Source organism: Winogradskyella maritima (assembly GCF_042650215.1).
In the GTDB taxonomy this organism is placed as follows: domain Bacteria; phylum Bacteroidota; class Bacteroidia; order Flavobacteriales; family Flavobacteriaceae; genus Winogradskyella; species Winogradskyella maritima.
The window spans coordinates 1023360-1042005 of record NZ_JBHSAT010000004.1 but is presented as its reverse complement, the minus strand read 5'-3'; the positions used below and the strand labels follow the sequence as shown (position 1 = coordinate 1042005).

Sequence of the window (18646 nt, the reverse complement as noted above, 5' to 3'; positions counted from 1 at the left end):
TGTGTTATGCTGGTTTTTGTGCGAGCATCTCTGCATATTGTTTTCTAAACTTAGACAGCTTAGGCTCTATGACTGCGGTGCAATAGCGATACTCTGGGTTGTTTTTATAGTAATCTTGATGCTTTTCGTCTGCCTTAAAAAAGGTCTTTCTTGGGCTGACTTCTGTAACTATAGGCTTGTCAAAAAAGGGTTGTAATTCTTTAAAGACAATATCTATAATTTGCTTTTCGCGAGGTGTTTCATAAAACACTACAGAGTGATATTGGGTTCCAATGTCTGCACCTTGGCGGTTTAATAATGTTGGATTATGCGTGATCATAAAAATGACAAGCAATTCTTCATAAGTCACAATTTCTGGGTTGTAGGTAATGTGTACAACCTCTGCGTGACCAGTCATTCCTAAGGATACTGCTTGGTAGGTTGGTTCTTCTTCAGAATTTCCACCGCTGTAACCAGAAGTAACATTGATGACACCTTTTACTTCTTGAAAAAAAGCCTCGGTACACCAAAAGCATCCTCCTCCAAAAATTGCTGTTTTATATGTTGTGTTTTTCATTTTACTACGCTACTAATTAAAGAGTATTGGCTTTCTTGATTTGCTTGGCAATACGCGGTCTTTTCTTCTTAGCAAGTTTTTTATCACTTGCTTTTTCTAATACTATCGCTTCAGAATTGATACAGAAACGCAATCCTGTTTCTCCTGGACCATCAGGAAAAACGTGCCCTAAATGTGCATCGCAGGTATTGCATACAGTTTCTACTCGTAACATTCCGTGGGATTTATCCTTGATATACTTTATTGCGTTTTGCTCGACTGGCTCTGTAAAACTTGGCCAGCCTGAACTTGAATTGAATTTCCCAAAAGAATCAAAAAGAGGTGTTTTACAATTAACACAACTATACTTTCCGTCTTCAAAAATGCTACATAATGCTCCTGTATGCGCACGTTCTGTTCCCTGTTGTCTTGTAATTCTATATTGCTCTGGTGTGAGCTGTGCTCGCCACTCATCATCTGTTTTGTCTACACGACGATTGGGTTCTGGGTTTCCGTGCTTGATGTACTCTATAATTGTATTCCAATTCATAATCGTTTGATTTATTTGTTATTCTTGATATCAATTATCTGACGCACCATTTGATTGGTAAAACCCCATTCATTATCATACCAAGTCATTACTTTTAATAAATCACCATCTACCACACGCGTCATACTTAAATCTACCGTTGAGGCAAAAGGACTTTTTACAATATCTGACGATACAATTGGGTCGTAGGTCGTATCTATGACATCTTTGTAGCGGTCTGTTTTTGCTTCTTCTTGCAGGATTTCATTAACCTCTTGAACCGTTACATTTTTCTCCATTACAAAAGTCATATCTGACAATGAACCCACAGGAATAGGCACTCTAATGGCCACACCATCAAATTTCCCTTCATATTCTGGTAATGCCTTAGTAGTGGCAATTGCAGCTCCTGTTGTGGTTGGGATAATATTTGCTGCACCTGCACGACCCATTCTAAAATTCTTTTTATTAGGTCCATCTACTGCTGTTTGTGATGCAGTGTAAGCGTGTACGGTTGTTATTATGGCTTTTTTAACGCCAAAACGTCTTCCTAAAATTTCAACAATAGGACTTATATTATTTGTCGTACAGCTGGCACAAGAAAATACTGAGGTATGTCCTGCCTTTGTATTTACACCGTGAACAACTGTTGGTGCTTCGACGCTTTTTGTAGGTGCTGAGATGATGACTGTTTTTGCTCCCGCTTTGATATGTCTTTCTGCATCCTCGTAGCCTGTAAATACTCCTGTACTTTCTATAACCAAATCGACTTTGTATTCCTCCCAAGGCAATTCTTCTGGATTGCGTTCGCTGTAAAAGGGAATGGTTTTTCCGTTTATTTCAAGTGACGTATTGGTATGTGTAACTTTGTGTTCATAATTTCCGTACACGGTATCGTAGTTTAATAGATAAGCTACATTTTCGATATCAATAATATCATTTACCGCTACGAGTTCTAATTCTTTGTTTTCTAAAATTACTTTGAGCGCAGCTCTCCCGATGCGTCCCATTCCATTAATTGCAATCTTCATTATGCTTGTGTTTTTGATGGTTTATTGATTTTATTTAATGTATGTTTTGTAGTCTCCAAAAAACTTGCTATTCTGAATTTATCAGATAGCAACATTGTATCTCCTGAAAGTCCGTAGAGTACTTTATCCATTATTCCCGAGGTGTCATTTGTATAGTCCATAATGCTCTTATTTTTATTTACTGTAAAACTACTCTGGATATGAGGCTTCTGAAATACTGGTATTTCCGATATACTTATACATTTTTCCCTTAGATAAAAAATGGGGCGTATAACACAACCCCATCTTCTCACTATTAACCAATAAAACCAATATCCATCTGCTATCTGGCAGATGTATTTTCAGGAACCATTTCTGCTCCTACACCTTTGGCAGCTCTCAATACAGGGTAATATTGAGTGAACACAAAATCATCTTTTGCACTTGTAGCGTGACAGCTATTACACATATTTGTGGCAAATGGTGTGGCCATATTCTTCAAATCTTCGTCAGGTGGCGTTGTAAAACTGAAGTAAGCCCAATTGCCAGGCTCATCTGGAAAGTGCTTGCTACTTTTAATAGTGGCTTCTAATCCTATATAGTCTCCCATAAAGTAGCCATTGCCACTTGCTGCTGCCTTGCTTCCTACGCTTACTAACTCTTTAACGAGAATAGTACCATCACGCCATTTGCCTGTAGCTTTGTACTCATCATAACTTTGTGGGTCTATATATACATTATGAAATTCTGGAAAAGCTGCTTTACCATTATTCATATCGTTAGGTGTAAGTGGTGCACCTACAAACACCCAACTTCTGTAATCTGTAGGGCGTTTAAGCTCATCGCCTTGCATTGTGAAGTAAGTTACTTTTTCATAATTGTCTTTTTCTCCACAGGAAAAACTGAGAGAAATAAGTATAATTGCTATTACTTTTGATACTATTGTCTTCATAATTATTTGATTTTAAATTATTTATTATTGATATGGTTAGTTATTAAAAGGAAATTGCGTTCTTACCAAGTCTCGCCCGCCAGTATGATGACAACTTATGCATCCTTGCACACCATTACCCATTGCTGCCAGCGCATTTGAGTCTGTTGTACTAGTTACTTCATACCAGAACCAACCCAACCCTTTTTCGGTTTCGTCTTGCGTTTTCACCATAACTGCCCAGCCTGCGAGTTCTCCTTTGTCATTAAACATCTCCTTAACTATACTCGCTCCCAGCGGATGCTCGTCTCTGTTTTCGGCAAGTGATGTGGCTATAGCGTCATTCATAAAAACTCTTACGGGCAATCCTATTTGCGTGTGTGGTCCTTGCGATGGGTGCATTTCTTTCTCTTGGGTTTTAAACTTTTTGTAAGCGCCAGATTGCAGGTAGGCAAACAAGCTTTCTTTAGCCAGCGGTATTTCTGTGTCCAGTCCTTCTGGCGTTGGTGCTGCTGGGTCCCAAACGCCTACTACTTTTTTAGTTCCTTCACGTTTCCCACTATTTTCTGGTATGACGTCTGCGCCTATACCTTTCGCCGCTCTTAAAACTGGATAATACTGTGTGAACACAAAATCATCTTTAGCATTTGCCGCGTGACAGGCATTACAATCATTAGTACCAAAAGCCGAAGCCGTATTTTTAAGCTCTTTCCCTTCAGGATTTGTAAAGCTGAAATACGCCCAATTTCCTGGCTCATCTGGAAAATGTTTTTTACTTTTTATCGTTGCTTCCAGTCCAATAAAATCGCCCATGAAATAACCGTTGCCACTCGCAGCAGCTTTGCTACCTACACTTACTAATTCTTTTACCAGTATGGTGCCTTCTCGCCATTTTCCTGTTTCTTTCCACTCTTGGTAACTTTGTGGATCGATGTACACATTATGAAATTCTGGAAAGGCAGCTTCGCCATTATTCATATCATTAGGTGTGGTAGGCGTTCCTACAAATACCCATTTCCGATAATCTGTGGGACGTTGTAGCTCATCGCCATTCACAGTGAAATAGGTGACTTCTTCGTATCCCGAACTGTTATTACAGGATACGAGAAATAAGCCACACATTATAAATACTATTACTTTTTTCATTGGGTTAGGTTTTTAGTGTTAGGTTTAGCTGTTTAAAAGTTCTTTAAGTTTCGCTGTTGTATAAACGTGGCTCGCCATCATCATAAAATTAGTTTGTGCCGCTTGGTCTCCGTTAAGATTGGGTAGTTTTGCGGAAGCAGTTGCATCTCCAACTACTGCAACTTCAAAACCAGTTTCTAGCAATTCTCGCATATGAGATTCTACACAGAGATTACCAGACATTCCTGCCAGTATTACCTTGTCTATTTTTTGTTTACGTAATTGTAAAACCAAATCATTAGTCTCTGGCCCAAAAACTTTATGCGGCCCAACTACGGTAACATTATCTTTATTTGAGATGTATTCTTTGTACTCGGGCAACCAATCTGCTCCTGAACCTTCAAAGCCTTTAGTATTTAGTTGGTCTCCTCTATCGAACATTGTAATGGCGTGCATCAATTTTTCGAGTGCACCTTCAAATTTCCACTTATGGTCGTGCTCGTAATAGTAGTGTGGTGAGACAAAAATGTGAATGTTTTTTTTTGCACCCAGCATAAATAAAGTTTTGAGATTTTCGATGGTATTGTTCTCTACTACACTTTCGCCTACTGCAGCCCAAGCCACTCCATTTTCACTTAAAAAATCATTTTGAGGGTCTGTAATGACCATTGCGGTAGTTGCATCAATTTCAAACCCTGTTACTGGCAACTGTGCTTCCGCTTTTCCTTGTTGTGCTTGTTCTGTTGTATTCATTTTCATTTTTTTTAGTAGTTTGACAAACTATGCTTGTGTTTTTGAATTTTATTATTTTTCCAAAAGCTTGTTATTTTATGTTCTTCCATATCAATTTGATTATTAATGTCTCTCGATACGGTATAAATAGTAAATGACAGTCTATTTTCTATCACTTTAATTTTATCTACTGTATGTTGCAACAATCCTTCTGAAGACGCTAAACGTTGCATCAACCAGGTAATGTCTTTCTCATCATTACAATCATCATCTTTACATTCTATGCACGTGTTAGGCCGATAGTATTCCTTGAGAATTTTGCACCACTTGCCATTTTTGAGCAATAGCAAGAATATTTGCAATGTGTTTTTAGACATTTTCTTAGGTTCTAAGGTTAGTTTAATTCTTTTGCAATGGGTTCTTTTTTTGCTTTCGCGAAATCGAGCTTGCGAGATTCACGACCATCAGGAGAGCGCAACGGTAAAGCGTTTGCCAAATAAATTTCCCACACATAAAAAACAATCACGCTTACGAGCTGAACTCCTGATGTAATGAGAAAGGCTATATGTTTAAGTCTGTTTTTCATAGCTATAAGGTATTACTGTATTTGATGTTCGGCTTCTGAGAGTGTATTGAGGCGTGATGGATATTGAATTTCCATACGCTTCTCGATACGTGCGCCTGCTTGCTTAGATTCCAGTATGAATTTTTCTTTGGCGGTCTTTACTGCTCGTTTGCCAAAGTACTTTGTAAGCAATTTGCTTACATAAGAAGGATTGCGCTTGAGCAACTTAGGGATGTCTGTAAACGCTATTTTTTTTCTGAAATGTTCTTCAATAAGAAGACTAAATTTTTTAATGATGTGCAATTGCGTTTCACCTATTGATGGAACAATGGGACTATCTTCCACACGCATTATCGAGACAGCCATCACCCTTTTGAGTACATCTCTTACCGTTTCAATACAGCCGTTATACTGATTGAACTCACGTTCCATACATTCATACATCATCTGGAAGAAACCTTGCTCCACTTCAGAAAGTTGAAAGATGTGCGGATGGTTTACGCCAAAATACCAGAACCAATAAAAGCTTGCTTCTTCGGCCGCATTAGATAGTTTGTAAAAATCCTTGTTATATGCTACCACATTTACCGTATCGTGAGGTTTTGAAACCTGAACGGTATTGAGCGGTTTACAGAACAGCACCTCATCCTTTTTAAGCGTTATCAATTTATGGTCAACATATATCTTTACCGCATTACCACGATTGTAAATAATCTTATAGAGCGCACTTGATGTGAGCAAGCCCTCATAATCTTTGTTCTTAAAGTCTGAGAGAAAGAATAGTCCTCCGGTTTTTGGGCAAATGATGTGATGTTGCATATCTGAATAATTTGAAATTGAACATTCCATTGTTATGCCAACACCCTATTTATCTGATTATCAATCCATTAAAAAATATAATGCTTGTCTAAATACACAGTATCTTGTGGGTTTCACAATATTGTGTTAATGAGAGGATTAAGAATGTGTTGGAATTTTCAGAAAAAATGAAGTGTAATGAAGCTCATCCTAGTAAAAGTTACATCCCATATATTGTAGGTGTACAAAATATTAGGGTTTCCTATATATGAATTACCAATAAAAGACTGAATTCTAACTACATACAAATAAGAGTCGTTTGGCACGTTTATGGTCGCTAAATCAACGAAATCTAAAAATTGTGTTATTTTGAGCTATATAAAATCAAAGAATGTCTAAAAAATTACTCATTGTAGAAGATGAATTCTTAATCGCAAATGAAATAAGAAGTATTGTTACCCAACTAGGTTATGCGGTGACGGCGGTAGCAAAATCTGCAGATGAGGCACTACTTGCTGTAAAGACTGAAACACCAGACTTAGCTTTACTAGACATAAATATTATAGGGAATAGAAATGGTATTGAACTTGCCAAAATACTACAAGAAAAATATGGCATCAAACATCTGTTTATTACATCATACTCAGATAAAGCCATCGTTGAAGAAATGAACCGTACGCAACCGCTGGGATATATTTTAAAGCCCTTTGATGAACGTGATATACGTGTCGCTTTACAAATGGCCAATGCCAGTTTAAATGCTACTAATAAACCAACGTCTCATAAAATAAAAACAACTACTAAGCTCAATAAAGCCGTTATAGGCAACAGTCCTAAATTTCTCGAAGCCTTAAAAAAGGTAGAACTCGTAGCACCTACTAATGTTACCGTACTATTAGCTGGCGAGACCGGTGCTGGTAAAGAGGTGTTTATGCAAGCTATTTTTGACAATTCGACTAAAAACCAGAAGAAGCTTGTGAAGGTAAACTGTGCTGCATTGCCTTCTGAGCTTATTGAATCGGTATTATTTGGTCACGAAAAAGGAAGTTTTACTGGCGCGACAGAGAAACGCATCGGCAAATTTGAACAAGCTAATGGCGGTACTATTTTTCTTGATGAAATAGGTGAGTTACCGTTAACAAGTCAATCCAAGTTATTGCGAACCCTTCAAGAAAAAGAAATTGAATCTGTAGGTAGTTCTATTCAGAAAAAAATTGATGTACGTGTTATTGCTGCGACAAATAAGGACTTACCGCATTGTGTAAAAGAAGGGACGTTTAGGGCAGATTTGTATTTTAGACTTAGCACGTTCCCTATTCAAATTGCGCCACTTAGGGAACGTAAAGAAGATATTATTCCTTTGGCAACCCATTTTATAGCCCAAGCCTGTTCACGTTTTAATAAAGACCATCTTCCTTTATCTAAAATTTCAGGAAAACAATTGTTACAGTACAACTGGCCTGGTAATGTGAGGGAATTACAGCACGTTGTAGAACGTTCTATATTACTAAATGAAGGAGACACTTTAGATGTACAGCTGGATACTAATAATTCCACTGAAATACCAGGTATAAAAGAATTTCAATTAAAATCACTTGAAGAAATAGAGCGAGAGCAAATCATCGAGACCTTAAAGTACTGCAACGGTAAAGTGCGTGGTAAAGATGGTGCTGCCGAAATTCTAAAACTACATCCCAATACGCTGGATTTTAAGATTAAAAAATTAAATATCAATAAAGCTACCTTGTTTTCATAATGAAAAAACGTTCAACTATTATTTTCCTGTTTGCTCTACTAAGCACATCCATAGCTTTTTCTCAAAAAAAACAGGTGCGTGATAGTTTAAAACAAGCACTCACTTTAAAAGTAGAAGACTCTGTAAAAATAGCAACCTACCTTAATTTAATAAAAACATACTTTCCCAAAGAAATTGATAGCGCTGCTTACTACGGTAATGAGATGCTTCAGTATTCTGAAACTAGAAATTATACCAAGGGCACTATACGGTCTCAAATTCTACTAGCCAAAGTTGACCGAGCTCAAAAGAAAAATGATGAAGGCTTTAAACGCGATAGTTTAGCCTATCAAATGGCGCTCACTATAAAGGACACTTCGCTAATGCGCAATGGCCTTATAGGAATGACTAAATATTATGCCACGATTAAAAACTTTATTGAAGCAAAAAAATATGGGTTACAAACCTTAGCCATAAGTGGCGATGGCAGTAATACACCTGTAAATAAACAGATTGAAATTGCAATTACACAAAGTTATATTTATAAAAGCCTGGAAGAATATGAGGCTTCCATAGCGGTGTTATTACCATTGATAGACCATCTTGATAATCCAAAAGTACTGGACATACGCAAGCAGGAAATCAATACCAAGCTTGCCGAAACTTATGAGTTGAGTAAAAATTATGAGAAAGGATTAACTTATTTTAAGGATGCACTTGACTATACAGACAAGACTAATATTTTACTCAAAGAAGTCCAGCTTTTAATCAATATTGGAACTATGTATGATAAACTGGATAGCATCCCGCAGGCTAAAAATTATAATTTAAAAGCATACGAACTTATTAAGGATAATAAACCTTATGCACCCTACAAACCTTTTATTGCCTCTCGTTTGGGTTATAATTGTATGAAATTGAAGGACTACGATTGTGCTTACACAAACTTTAACCGCATTCTTGAGTATGGGAAAGAGACCCAAAACAATTTTGTGATTGCAAATGCCTACGTAAGTCTGGGCGAGGTATTAATGAAGCAAAATAAAGTTGCGACTGCTCAAAAGATGTTGAACGATTCGAAAAAATTGTACTCAAAAGAGCTTTATAAAACCAATCCTAACGAACGCATCACCGTTTATGAAGCTTTAATAACTATAGATACGCTTCAAAATAGATATAATAAAAGCACCTTCGAAAATCAGATGGCTCATTTTAAGCTCAAGGATAGCTTAGACAATAAAAAAGCACAACAAAAAATAGCTAATCTGGAATTACAGTACCGAGCCACGCAAAAAGATGAAAAAATAAAATTACTGGCAGCTAATAATGAGGTGCAACAGTTACAAATAGAAAAAGAAAAAGACAACGTTTTAAAACTCTCGTTCATAGGGTTTTTGTTACTGGTGTTAGGTGGATTATTTTATTACAAATTTTATACAAAACAGAAGGCCTTGCGCATTATTGATGAGCAAAAAAAGGAACTAGAAGCACGTAATCGCGAGAACGAACTCTTAACTCAAGAGATGCACCATAGGGTAAAAAACAATCTGCAAATTATTATGACCTTACTCTCATCATCGTCAAAAAAGAATAAACTGGCACATAATGAAGTGAATGATATTTTGATGGAAAGTCAGAATAAAATAAAGACTATGGCGCTCATTCATCAGGACTTGTATGCGAGTAAAGAAAAAGGTGCCGGCGAGATTCTTGCTTCGTCCTACTTCGCAAACTTGATTACAAACATCAAGGAATCTTACACCATTATAGACGAATTTAAGGTTGCCATACACCATAAATTTGAAGACATAAAAGTACCCTTGAGCATCGGTGTTCCCTTGGGACTTATTGTGAACGAACTTTTGACCAATGCCATAAAATATGCCTTTAAAAAGAAAGATGGCAATGAGATTGATATTGCTTTCGCGAAAGCGGAAAACCAAGATGCACTATTGTTAAAAATAAAAGATAACGGTATAGGGTTTGAAAAAGAAACCACCGAAAACGGTAGCTTTGGGATAATGATGGTACGTGGCTTAGTGGACCAGCTAGACGGAAGATTATCGATACAGCATAACGATGGTGTAGCTTATGAAATCATAATTCCTAATCAATAAAAAAGCATTACAAATAGGAAAATCCGTTGCGCTCTATACCGATGCGTTTATCTTATTATTCAGAAATAATACCTGAAGACTTAACCGTTATTGCCTTTTCTGGCACTCTGTATAAATACGATTGCAATTACCGAAAAACCTACACCAGTCACCACAGGTGGATTAAATATTTGCTCGCGCTGTAGTCCTAAGTAGGTAATGGCTATAGAAAGTATAATCATTAAAATGGCACTTATGTAATAGGTGTTTTTCATCATTTCGTATTTGAATTCTCAAGATAATAGGTTTTCTGTGAATTGAAAAATTCAATTTTTAAACTTTATAATTTTCAGTTCTAAAAGTAAATGCCTTCCGTGGTCATACGAAGCAAGGTGCGTTTTTCATTTTCCAGTAAAATATCGGCTCGGTGTGCCACCGCATAGTTGTCTAAGATGACGATGTCGCCCTCTTCCCATTGGTGTTTCAGTATGGAAGCCTCATCTGAGAGTCGGTTGTTTATGTAGTTAAAGATTTGGTTACTTTCCTTCATAGGTAATTTATTGCCACCATCGCAATGGTTTAAAATATCTGTAGAAAAACCGATGTCAAAATAAATAGTGTTCTGCCCATTAAATGGATGTTTCCACAATAAGGGATGCACCACATTATCACGATAGACCACAGCATAATCTCGCCATAGTTTCCTATCTTTTTCAGGCAGATTTGTGCTAAGGTTTATGAGAGATGCGAATGAAGTTACTGTACCAGATTTGGGTATTTCTACCATTTGAAATACGCTTATATGTGACGGACGCTCGTGATAAGAATTATCAGAATGCCAAAATACTCCAGAACCTTTGGTGACTTTTGCATCGCTCTTGCGCTCTTCAACTTGAGCTGGTGGAATGGAATATACTACAGGTAATTCTAATTTTCCTAACGCATCCGTTAAAGCCATTTGTTCAGCCCCTGTCCATTTGCGCTTGCCTTTAATAACCACAACGCTATAAGTTCTTACGAGCTGTTTTATCGTATTAATAGTAGGTGTATCTAATACGGTAATATCATCGTACTCCTCAAGCTCGATGCCTATGTATTGATTTATTTTTCTGAATTTTAAAGTGCTCATAACATTTAAATTTCGATAGCATTGAAAATGTATGCTATCTGTGATTTATTTCTAAACCGCATAATCATATTTGGTTAAATGCGTCGCTAAGGATTTTCTCGCTCTGCTCATTAAGACCCAAGCGTTGTTTTTTGAAATATCCAGTCTATCGCATATTTCCTCGGTACTCAACGCTTCGTACACGCGTAGCTTAACGACATTAGATTGACTTTGTGGAATGTGAGCAAGACTTTCTTCAAGCACGTTTTCCAAGGTTTCAAGATGTATGTCAGAAAGTGTAGACGATTCACTTTCGGTAATTGCGGTGGTATGATGATAGGTCTCTTGATATTCTTCGTGAGACATTGTATATTTTCTCATCCTACCTTTGTGCGAAGCTTCTCTGCGGTAATAATCTATGATTTTGTGCTTGAGGATGGCCACAAGCCAAGTGCGCTCGGTTGATTTTTGTTGAAAATTGTCTTTCGCCTTTAAGGCTGCAAAAAATGTATCTGAAATTATTTCTTCTACATCTAACGTATTGCTAACTCTTGCTCTCGTATAATTAAACAGGAATTTATAATAATTGTCCATCCATTTCTCTGCGTTAATTACATACTCTTGTGTATTCATAATTGGTCGTGTTTACAATCTACATTGTAAAACTGTACCAAATTGCAACTATCTTATTTTCAGTATTTTGAAATTTTTCGCCTTTTAAAGAAACACAGCATATTGTAACATTACTAAAAAAGTACATCTATAATGTGATAGTAATACTATTTTTAAGATTAAGTAGTGAATGTTTTCTTTATACCCAGCTTGCGCATTCTGGATTCTAGAGTTGATGGATTAATATCGAGCAATTGCGCTGCGCCATCTTTACCACGTACGCGACCGCCACAATGCTTTAACGTGGCAATAATGAGTGCGCGTTCATTATCCTTTATGGTTTTAGGGCTAAAACCTTGCGTTGCTTTTAAATGCTCATTATCAGCCTTTGGGTTAAGTTGTGCTAGGTTTACTTTTAAAAGTCCGCCATCTGCTATAATCATTGCACGCTCAATAAGGTGTTCTAGTTCCCTTACATTTCCTGGCCATTGATAAGCTTTCATCTGTCGAATGGTTTCTTTTGCAATCCCTTTAAATTTCTTACCGAATCGTTTACTAAAACGCTCTAAAAAATATTCTGCCAGTGCAGGAATATCTTCTACGCGATTGCGTAATGGTGGTAGGATGATAGGAAATACATTCAGCCTAAAAAACAGGTCTGCTCTAAAGTTTCCGTCTTGTACTTCTTTTTCCAGATTACGATTTGTGGCAGTAATAATACGTGTGTCTACCGCTATTACTTTGCTTCCGCCCAAACGTTCTATCTCACGCTCTTGCAGTACTCGTAGTAATTTAGACTGCAATTCTAAAGGTAGTTCTCCTATTTCATCTAAAAAAATAGTGCCTTGGTGCGCCAGCTCAAACTTACCAATGCGACGCTCTGTAGCTCCTGTAAAACTGCCTTTTTCGTGCCCAAACAATTCTGACTCTAATAATTGCGCTGGCAATGTGGCGCAGTTTATTTTAATAAGCGGTCGCTTATTGCGTGGCGACCTGTCGTGTATGGCTCGAGCAATAAGCTCTTTCCCAGTACCTGTTTCTCCTAGAACTATTACGGTACTGCTGCTAGATGCCACTTGCTCAACCATCTGGAATACCTGCTGCATAGGCTCACTAGCGCCTATTATATTAGTAAAATTATAACTGGTTTTTATCTCTTCTTCTAGATATTCGTTTTCTTGGGTCAGTTTTTCATTAAGTCGCTGTATTTCTTCATTGGCCAACAAATTACTTATCGCTACCGAAAGCTGGTCTGCAATGTTAGGGTATAAACGAACTACGCTAGAGGACATATCCTGTTGTTCCTTAAAATGAAATAAGATTATACCATACACTTCATCTCCATTTTTCAATTTGAGGACGACAGAATAATTAAGTCCTGTGTCCTTCATTAAATGTAAGCCTTCAAAATGAGGATATTCTTCGAGCAATTGGTCGACTTCATATTGCTGAAAATCTAATCCCTTTAATATTTGAGATATAGGTGTATTCTTTAACCCAATAGGTTTATGCACTACAGTATCGTACAACGGATGGTCTTTACGTTCATCTGGCGACATCGTTAATATATGCTGAAACGTGGTTTTATCATCTGATAAAATAATGGCGACCGCATCATCATAGTTAACAATAGGTTTTATTTGCATCATTATGGTGTGGTACAAGGTCTCACGGTCTCTAATTTTTGTGGCTGCCTCGCTTATTTTTAGCAGCGTCTCTTTTTGCTGTTTTTCGTCCAGTACTTTTTCATTGGTAATCACGTTGCTTATGGCGATGGATAGCTGGTCTGCAATGTTTGGGTAGAGCTTCCATCTATCATCATCTTTGGGTTGTGGTGTTTCAAAATGAAAAAGCAATAAGCCGAATACCGTACCGCCATTCATTAATTTAAGGATGGTCGTATGGTGCAAACCAACATCCTTCATCAATACAAATCCTGGATAATTTGGGTATTCTTTTAACCAATCTCTATAGAGGTCATAGTTGCGCACCGCGTCCTCTTGTTGAAACATCGTCTCAATAGGACTGCCAACCAAGGGCAAATAATTATTGACTAATTTACTATAATTGGGATGGCTTTTTGTTTGTTGAGATGATACTGTAAGTAAGTGGTTGTACTGGGCACCATCATCTGATAATACAATCGCCACAGCATCATCAAAATGCACAATGGGTCTAAGCTTATCCATAATGGTGGTGTAGAGGTCGTATCTATCGCGTATGTTTGTAGTAGCCTCACTAATGCTCAAAAGGGTTTCGGCAAATTGTTTTTCTTGGACTATTTCTTCGTTGGCAATAATATTATTAACCGTAACGGATATTTGATTTGCTATGTTTGAATAATATTTTTTCCTGGGGTCATTAACCACATCTTGTATGTCCTTAAAATGAAAAAGTAAACCACCGAATACTTTACCGTATTTTTTCAACTGTAAAACAACTGTATGCTTGAGTTCTGTGTCTTTCATTAATAGCAATCCAGCATAGTCAGGATACTTTTTCAACCAATATTCCAAGGTGTACCAACGAAAATCTTCTCCATTTAAAACATCATAACCTGGGGTATTTGCTATGTTGTGATATTTATTTACGATTTTCTTATATAAGGGATGATTTTGGCGGTTTTCATCGGACATTGTTAGTATATAGGTATGCTTTTTTAAATCTTCGTCAAAGCGTATTACCACAGCATCGTCAAAATTGATAATCGGATAAATTTGTGTCCTTATCGTTTTATACAAATCTTCTCGATTACGGATATTGACCAAGGCTTCGCTTATGCTCAAAAGGGTTTCGGCAAAATGTTTTTCTTGGGCTATTTCTTCGTTGGCGAGGATATTACTTAGCGCCATTGCCAGTTGGTCTTTGATACCGTGGTAAAAATCGCCAGCAACAGGTTGCGATGGTTTTTTTTCAAAGTGGAATAGCAATGATGCGAAAACACCGTTTACATTTTTCAATTGTATGCTAATAGTATGATTGAGGTTCGTGTCTTTCATTAACACTATACCTGGATAGGTAGGATAATTTTTTAACCAATCGGTTAATGAAAACAAAGCAATATCGTCGCTTTTTAAAATAGCTTCGAAAGGCGAATTGGCAATCTCTAACTGATGATAAACACTTTCATTGAATTTAGGATGGTCTTTTCTTTCTTGTGGTGCCATCGTTATAACAATTTCGAGTCTAGTTTTATCTTCAGAAAACAACACCAAGACCGCATCGTCAAAAAGGATGTGTGGCCCAATGTCGTTCATTATCGTTGTATGGAAATCTTCAAGACTGCGTATGTTGATGACCGCTTTGCTTATATGCAGTAAAATATCCTGTAATGCCGTGCTTGTTTTCATAAGACTTCTTTTGGTATAAAAGTAATGAAATCTTTGATAAAATAATACTTAACTATACGATATATCACTTTTACAATTCAAATAAACACGAAATATCATAGTTTTATATTTAATGGTTTATTTGCCTTAGAAAAATATTATGCCCACATCGTACAGTATGATTGACTTTCGCTAATATGCCCTTGTGAAATTTGTATTTTGGCACGTTTATAGACTTATATGTATTGATAACCACGTTGATTAACGATGGTCTGTAGCACTGTAGTAACACACAAATGAGTAAAAAGGTACTGGTTATATCACATAGAACCGATGAGGCCAAAAAATTGGCTCGCCAAATGACGCTGGCTGGTTACGGTATTACTGGTATCACAAAAGATAAAAACAGTATTGAAGCAAAGTTAAAATCTGAAAAACCAGATTTTATCGCCCTAGACCTTGAGCTAGCAAATGAGCCTAGCCATTTGCAGTTACTGGCGCGTTTAAATAAAAAATTCAACATTCCGTATATCGCACTTGCAAATCTTCCAGAGATGTCTTCCAGCATATTGGGTGCAGATGCTATAAAAGGTTTGTGGTCGTATCATATAGATAGTCTTGAGCTTGAAAATTTCAGCTTAACTTCGGCATTGTCCCAATCGTTAGAAACGGACACGTCTGCGCCAATATCTAAACGTATTCCGAATATAGTACCAGATTCTTTTAATATTGTTGGGAAGTCAGAAGCTTTCGCGAAAGCGTTATCATTTGCAAACAAAGTTGCCTCCACAGATGTTACGGTACTACTTACGGGCGAAACAGGCACAGGAAAAGAGGTATTTGCAAAGTACATTCACCAAATGTCTTTGCGTAACAAAAAATCTATGATTATCCTTAATTGTGCCGCCATCCCAGAAAACTTAGCCGAATCAGAACTCTTTGGCCACGAAAAAGGCAGTTTTACTGGTGCTACCGAAAAGCGTATGGGAAAATTTAGAAGTGCAGATATGAGCTCTTTGTTTCTGGACGAAATAGGCGAATTACCACTCAAAGCACAAGCCAAATTATTACGCAGTCTTCAGGAAAAAGAGGTAGAAAGTGTAGGCGCCACAGAAACCGTAGCGATAGATGTGCGTTTTATTGCAGCCACCAATAGAGATTTGAGCAAAATGGTAGAAGATGGTACGTTTAGGGCAGATTTGTATTTTAGATTAAATATTTTTCCCATTCACCTGCCAGCGCTTAGAGAACGTAAAGAAGATATCATACCACTAGCCCAATTCTTTCTGGATAGATACGCTAAAAAAGTGGGCAGGTTCTTTAAAGGTCTGTCTAAAGCTTGTAAAAAACGATTGCTCAACTACTCGTGGCCTGGTAATGTGCGTGAGTTGCAGCATATGATGGAAAGAGCCGTTGTACTCGCAGATACCGACGAGATAGACATCGCACAAGTTGAATTTTCTGAAAATGGGAATGTAAATTTTGATATGACTTCAGGAACCAACGAGGTCTTTACACTAGAAGAAATAGAGCGCAAGGCCATCATCAATGCGCTTACCTATTGCAAAGGTAAAATACGAGGCAAAGATGGTGCTGCAACTTTGCTTAAAGTGCATCCCAATACACTTGACTTTAAAATTAAAAAGCTTGGGATTGAAAAGACCAAACTCTTCGATTAAATCATCATCTTCTTTTTACTATAATTTGTAGAGTTACAACATATTGTAGTTACTGCTCTTATTAATATAATTTTATAGTATTGATTATTAATTACTTAAAGACTATTTTATCAATGGCATTGCATTTGGATACTTGGGTATAACTAAACATCCTGTCTAATTAATTGTTTGACGAGATACTATCAAATTAGCGATACCAAAAAAAATGAAGCCTTCCGTATATCATAGTACACAAGCCGTACACACGCGACGCGTTGTTATTAGCATTTTAGTGATACTTTTTACAATGTTAACCACCGTAAAAGCCCAAGACCAAAATGATTTTACAGATAGTAAAAGAACCTTATGGCAAGATTTTACCTATGATATGGGCAACGTTTTTAAAGGAACTGGCTATGCCTATTCCCGACCGCTTTACTGGAAGGGAAATGATTTTTTAATCCTTGGTGGTGTGGCAGCCACCACATTTGGACTTGCTACGGTAGATGAAAATATTACCAGAGAATTTAGAAGTCATAGAGATGATGTTCCTGACCTATTATTAGACTACGGTTGGTATGCTGGTAGTCCACAAAACAATTATGGATTTACAGGTGCGGTTTATTTAACAGGACTATTTACAAGAAATGAAAAACTAAGACGCACAGGCGTTTTACTCATATCATCTGCAACCGCCACAGGATTCTTGCAGCAGCTGTCAAAATCTGCCGTAGGAAGAGCACGACCAGGTGCTGAGCTGGGAAATCATCATTTTAGACCTTTTGGTGGTAATTCTAGATACCGGTCTTTCCCTTCAGGTCACGCAGTACTAACATTTACAAATGCCCACGTTATTGCAAAGCAATTTGACAGTTGGTGGGTTAAAGCACCTATATATACCATAGGTCTTATCCCAGGCATATCTAGAATATATGACAATGCGCATTGGGCAAGTGATGTGTTTTTAAGCTGGGCAATGAGTTTTTTCATTGTAGAAGCTATCGACATTTATCTGGACAGAAAATATGATGAAAAATACAATGACAAAAAATCTAAGTCAGGCTCGCTAAGTCTCACTTTTAACGGAAACGCCCTTGGTGCGGTCTGGACTTTTTAGTTGAGACCGAGCCTTTTCTTTATAAAAAGGTACAGGTTGGGAAAAATATACAATCTGTTAGGAAATAGGTGTATTTCAGAGGCTTGTATCTCGTCGCATCTTTGTACCATCAAAAACAATAATTAATAATAATTTAAAAATAGAAATTATGAGCACATTTAATGTACCAACAAGAGCAGAAGTAAACGCAACAAATCAAGCCATTTTTGACACGTTAGAAAAGCAAGTAGGTTTTGTACCTAACCTTTTTGCAACTTATGCCTATTCAGAAAACGCCTTAAAAAACTATTTAGATTTTTCAGGCGCCAAGACATCGCTTAAAGCGAAAGAAAAAGAAGCGGTAAACTTAGCGGTAAGCGAAGTAAACAATTGCGAGTACTGCCTGTCTGCCCACACAGCAATCGGGAAAATGAACGGTTTTACTGACGAACAAATCTTAGAATTAAGAGCAGGAAAAGCGTCTTTTGACAACAAGCTTGATGCATTAGCCAAATTATCTAAAAACATCACGGAAAATCGTGGAAACACAGATGCTGATGTTCTTGAGAACTTCTTTAACGCAGGATGGACTAAAGAAAACTTAATCGACACTATATCATTGGTAGGTGACAAGACTATTTCAAATTACATTAACAACACTACGCGAGTACCTGTAGATTTTCCTGTGGCAGCACCACTAGAAGCACAACTTGCCTAATAAAAAAGTAGTTTTTTCATAGTTAGTTTTTTGATTAAAGAGGCTCGTTTTACAAACACGAACGAGCCT

At 37.2% G+C, this 18646-nt stretch carries 19 protein-coding genes; 5 read left to right on the top strand and 14 right to left on the bottom strand.

What is annotated here, in order from left to right; translation table 11 throughout:
• Positions 1-4: 4 nt before the first annotated feature.
• The 10 genes from msrA to ACFOSX_RS05695 all read right to left on the bottom strand — a co-directional run bounded on the left by msrA (position 5) and on the right by ACFOSX_RS05695 (position 6246).
• Positions 5-556: a peptide-methionine (S)-S-oxide reductase MsrA gene (gene msrA, locus ACFOSX_RS05740; RefSeq protein ID WP_386097911.1), complete on the bottom strand. Its 552-nt coding sequence runs from the start codon at positions 554-556 to the stop codon at positions 5-7.
• Between the two features lie 16 nt (positions 557-572).
• Positions 573-1085, bottom strand: coding sequence for a peptide-methionine (R)-S-oxide reductase MsrB (gene msrB / locus ACFOSX_RS05735; RefSeq protein ID WP_386097909.1), 513 nt, complete (start codon positions 1083-1085; stop codon positions 573-575).
• An 11-nt stretch (positions 1086-1096) separates the two neighbouring features.
• A complete protein-coding gene (gap, locus tag ACFOSX_RS05730; RefSeq protein WP_386097907.1) occupies positions 1097-2095 on the bottom strand; it encodes a type I glyceraldehyde-3-phosphate dehydrogenase in 999 nt (332 codons plus the stop codon).
• Positions 2095-2256: a hypothetical protein gene (locus tag ACFOSX_RS05725; protein WP_386097905.1), complete on the bottom strand. Its 162-nt coding sequence runs from the start codon at positions 2254-2256 to the stop codon at positions 2095-2097. Before ACFOSX_RS05725 ends, gap begins: the two co-directional genes overlap by 1 nt.
• A 161-nt stretch (positions 2257-2417) precedes the next feature.
• A complete protein-coding gene (locus ACFOSX_RS05720) occupies positions 2418-3026 on the bottom strand; it encodes a cytochrome P460 family protein (RefSeq protein WP_386097903.1) in 609 nt (202 codons plus the stop codon).
• A 36-nt stretch (positions 3027-3062) separates the two neighbouring features.
• Positions 3063-4151, bottom strand: coding sequence for a cytochrome P460 family protein (locus ACFOSX_RS05715; RefSeq protein ID WP_386097901.1), 1089 nt, complete (start codon positions 4149-4151; stop codon positions 3063-3065).
• 24 nt (positions 4152-4175) lie between these two features.
• Positions 4176-4883: an isochorismatase family protein gene (locus ACFOSX_RS05710; protein WP_386097899.1), complete on the bottom strand. Its 708-nt coding sequence runs from the start codon at positions 4881-4883 to the stop codon at positions 4176-4178.
• A gap of 11 nt (positions 4884-4894) precedes the next feature.
• Positions 4895-5239 (bottom strand): hypothetical protein, encoded by a 345-nt coding sequence (locus tag ACFOSX_RS05705; protein WP_386097897.1) that lies wholly within the window; start codon positions 5237-5239, stop codon positions 4895-4897.
• 17 nt (positions 5240-5256) lie between these two features.
• Positions 5257-5448, bottom strand: coding sequence for a hypothetical protein (locus tag ACFOSX_RS05700; RefSeq protein WP_386097895.1), 192 nt, complete (start codon positions 5446-5448; stop codon positions 5257-5259).
• 12 nt (positions 5449-5460) lie between these two features.
• Positions 5461-6246, bottom strand: a complete 786-nt coding sequence (locus tag ACFOSX_RS05695) for a hypothetical protein (RefSeq protein WP_386097893.1) — start codon at positions 6244-6246, stop codon at positions 5461-5463.
• Positions 6247-6616: 370 nt separating this feature from the next.
• Here ACFOSX_RS05695 and ACFOSX_RS05690 point away from each other — a divergent pair, with 370 nt between their 5' ends.
• Both ACFOSX_RS05690 and ACFOSX_RS05685 read left to right on the top strand, forming a co-directional pair.
• A complete protein-coding gene (locus ACFOSX_RS05690) occupies positions 6617-7981 on the top strand; it encodes a sigma-54-dependent transcriptional regulator (protein WP_386097891.1) in 1365 nt (454 codons plus the stop codon).
• A complete protein-coding gene (locus ACFOSX_RS05685; RefSeq protein ID WP_386097889.1) occupies positions 7981-10077 on the top strand; it encodes a tetratricopeptide repeat-containing sensor histidine kinase in 2097 nt (698 codons plus the stop codon). The genes ACFOSX_RS05690 and ACFOSX_RS05685 overlap by 1 nt, the downstream gene beginning before the upstream one ends.
• Before the next feature lie 80 nt (positions 10078-10157).
• On the opposite strand, the gene ACFOSX_RS05680 is transcribed toward ACFOSX_RS05685, so the two are convergent.
• The 4 genes from ACFOSX_RS05680 to ACFOSX_RS05665 form a co-directional block, all read right to left on the bottom strand.
• The gene (locus ACFOSX_RS05680) at positions 10158-10331 is read right to left on the bottom strand and encodes a hypothetical protein (protein ID WP_386097887.1); all 174 of its coding nucleotides are present in this window, start codon (positions 10329-10331) and stop codon (positions 10158-10160) included.
• Positions 10332-10411: 80 nt separating this feature from the next.
• The gene (locus tag ACFOSX_RS05675) at positions 10412-11185 is read right to left on the bottom strand and encodes a TauD/TfdA dioxygenase family protein (protein WP_386097885.1); all 774 of its coding nucleotides are present in this window, start codon (positions 11183-11185) and stop codon (positions 10412-10414) included.
• Positions 11186-11236: 51 nt separating this feature from the next.
• Positions 11237-11797 carry an RNA polymerase sigma factor gene (locus ACFOSX_RS05670; protein WP_386097883.1) on the bottom strand — a complete coding sequence of 187 codons (561 nt, stop codon included), beginning with the start codon at positions 11795-11797 and terminating at the stop codon, positions 11237-11239.
• 158 nt (positions 11798-11955) lie between these two features.
• The gene (locus tag ACFOSX_RS05665) at positions 11956-15126 is read right to left on the bottom strand and encodes a sigma-54-dependent Fis family transcriptional regulator (RefSeq protein WP_386097881.1); all 3171 of its coding nucleotides are present in this window, start codon (positions 15124-15126) and stop codon (positions 11956-11958) included.
• Between the two features lie 275 nt (positions 15127-15401).
• Here ACFOSX_RS05665 and ACFOSX_RS05660 point away from each other — a divergent pair, with 275 nt between their 5' ends.
• The 3 genes from ACFOSX_RS05660 to ACFOSX_RS05650 all read left to right on the top strand — a co-directional run bounded on the left by ACFOSX_RS05660 (position 15402) and on the right by ACFOSX_RS05650 (position 18577).
• Entirely contained in the window at positions 15402-16784 is a 1383-nt protein-coding gene (locus ACFOSX_RS05660) for a sigma-54 dependent transcriptional regulator (RefSeq protein ID WP_386097879.1), read from the top strand.
• 205 nt (positions 16785-16989) lie between these two features.
• On the top strand, positions 16990-17880 hold the full coding sequence (locus tag ACFOSX_RS05655) for a phosphatase PAP2 family protein (protein ID WP_386097877.1): 891 nt from the start codon (positions 16990-16992) through the stop codon (positions 17878-17880).
• Between the two features lie 148 nt (positions 17881-18028).
• The gene (locus tag ACFOSX_RS05650) at positions 18029-18577 is read left to right on the top strand and encodes a carboxymuconolactone decarboxylase family protein (protein WP_386097875.1); all 549 of its coding nucleotides are present in this window, start codon (positions 18029-18031) and stop codon (positions 18575-18577) included.
• Positions 18578-18646: the final 69 nt, after the last annotated feature.

Bases quoted from the DNA above. Each gene is read 5' to 3' on its own strand.
- msrA (WP_386097911.1), bottom strand. From the start codon at position 556: ATGAAAAACACAACATATAAAACAGCAATTTTTGGAGGAGGATGCTTT.
- msrB (WP_386097909.1), bottom strand. From the start codon at position 1,085: ATGAATTGGAATACAATTATAGAGTACATCAAGCACGGAAACCCAGAA.
- gap (WP_386097907.1), bottom strand. From the start codon at position 2,095: ATGAAGATTGCAATTAATGGAATGGGACGCATCGGGAGAGCTGCGCTC.
- ACFOSX_RS05725 (WP_386097905.1), bottom strand. From the start codon at position 2,256: ATGGACTATACAAATGACACCTCGGGAATAATGGATAAAGTACTCTAC.
- ACFOSX_RS05720 (WP_386097903.1), bottom strand. From the start codon at position 3,026: ATGAAGACAATAGTATCAAAAGTAATAGCAATTATACTTATTTCTCTC.
- ACFOSX_RS05715 (WP_386097901.1), bottom strand. From the start codon at position 4,151: ATGAAAAAAGTAATAGTATTTATAATGTGTGGCTTATTTCTCGTATCC.
- ACFOSX_RS05710 (WP_386097899.1), bottom strand. From the start codon at position 4,883: ATGAATACAACAGAACAAGCACAACAAGGAAAAGCGGAAGCACAGTTG.
- ACFOSX_RS05705 (WP_386097897.1), bottom strand. From the start codon at position 5,239: ATGTCTAAAAACACATTGCAAATATTCTTGCTATTGCTCAAAAATGGC.
- ACFOSX_RS05700 (WP_386097895.1), bottom strand. From the start codon at position 5,448: ATGAAAAACAGACTTAAACATATAGCCTTTCTCATTACATCAGGAGTT.
- ACFOSX_RS05695 (WP_386097893.1), bottom strand. From the start codon at position 6,246: ATGCAACATCACATCATTTGCCCAAAAACCGGAGGACTATTCTTTCTC.
- ACFOSX_RS05690 (WP_386097891.1), top strand. From the start codon at position 6,617: ATGTCTAAAAAATTACTCATTGTAGAAGATGAATTCTTAATCGCAAAT.
- ACFOSX_RS05685 (WP_386097889.1), top strand. From the start codon at position 7,981: ATGAAAAAACGTTCAACTATTATTTTCCTGTTTGCTCTACTAAGCACA.
- ACFOSX_RS05680 (WP_386097887.1), bottom strand. From the start codon at position 10,331: ATGAAAAACACCTATTACATAAGTGCCATTTTAATGATTATACTTTCT.
- ACFOSX_RS05675 (WP_386097885.1), bottom strand. From the start codon at position 11,185: ATGAGCACTTTAAAATTCAGAAAAATAAATCAATACATAGGCATCGAG.
- ACFOSX_RS05670 (WP_386097883.1), bottom strand. From the start codon at position 11,797: ATGAATACACAAGAGTATGTAATTAACGCAGAGAAATGGATGGACAAT.
- ACFOSX_RS05665 (WP_386097881.1), bottom strand. From the start codon at position 15,126: ATGAAAACAAGCACGGCATTACAGGATATTTTACTGCATATAAGCAAA.
- ACFOSX_RS05660 (WP_386097879.1), top strand. From the start codon at position 15,402: ATGAGTAAAAAGGTACTGGTTATATCACATAGAACCGATGAGGCCAAA.
- ACFOSX_RS05655 (WP_386097877.1), top strand. From the start codon at position 16,990: ATGAAGCCTTCCGTATATCATAGTACACAAGCCGTACACACGCGACGC.
- ACFOSX_RS05650 (WP_386097875.1), top strand. From the start codon at position 18,029: ATGAGCACATTTAATGTACCAACAAGAGCAGAAGTAAACGCAACAAAT.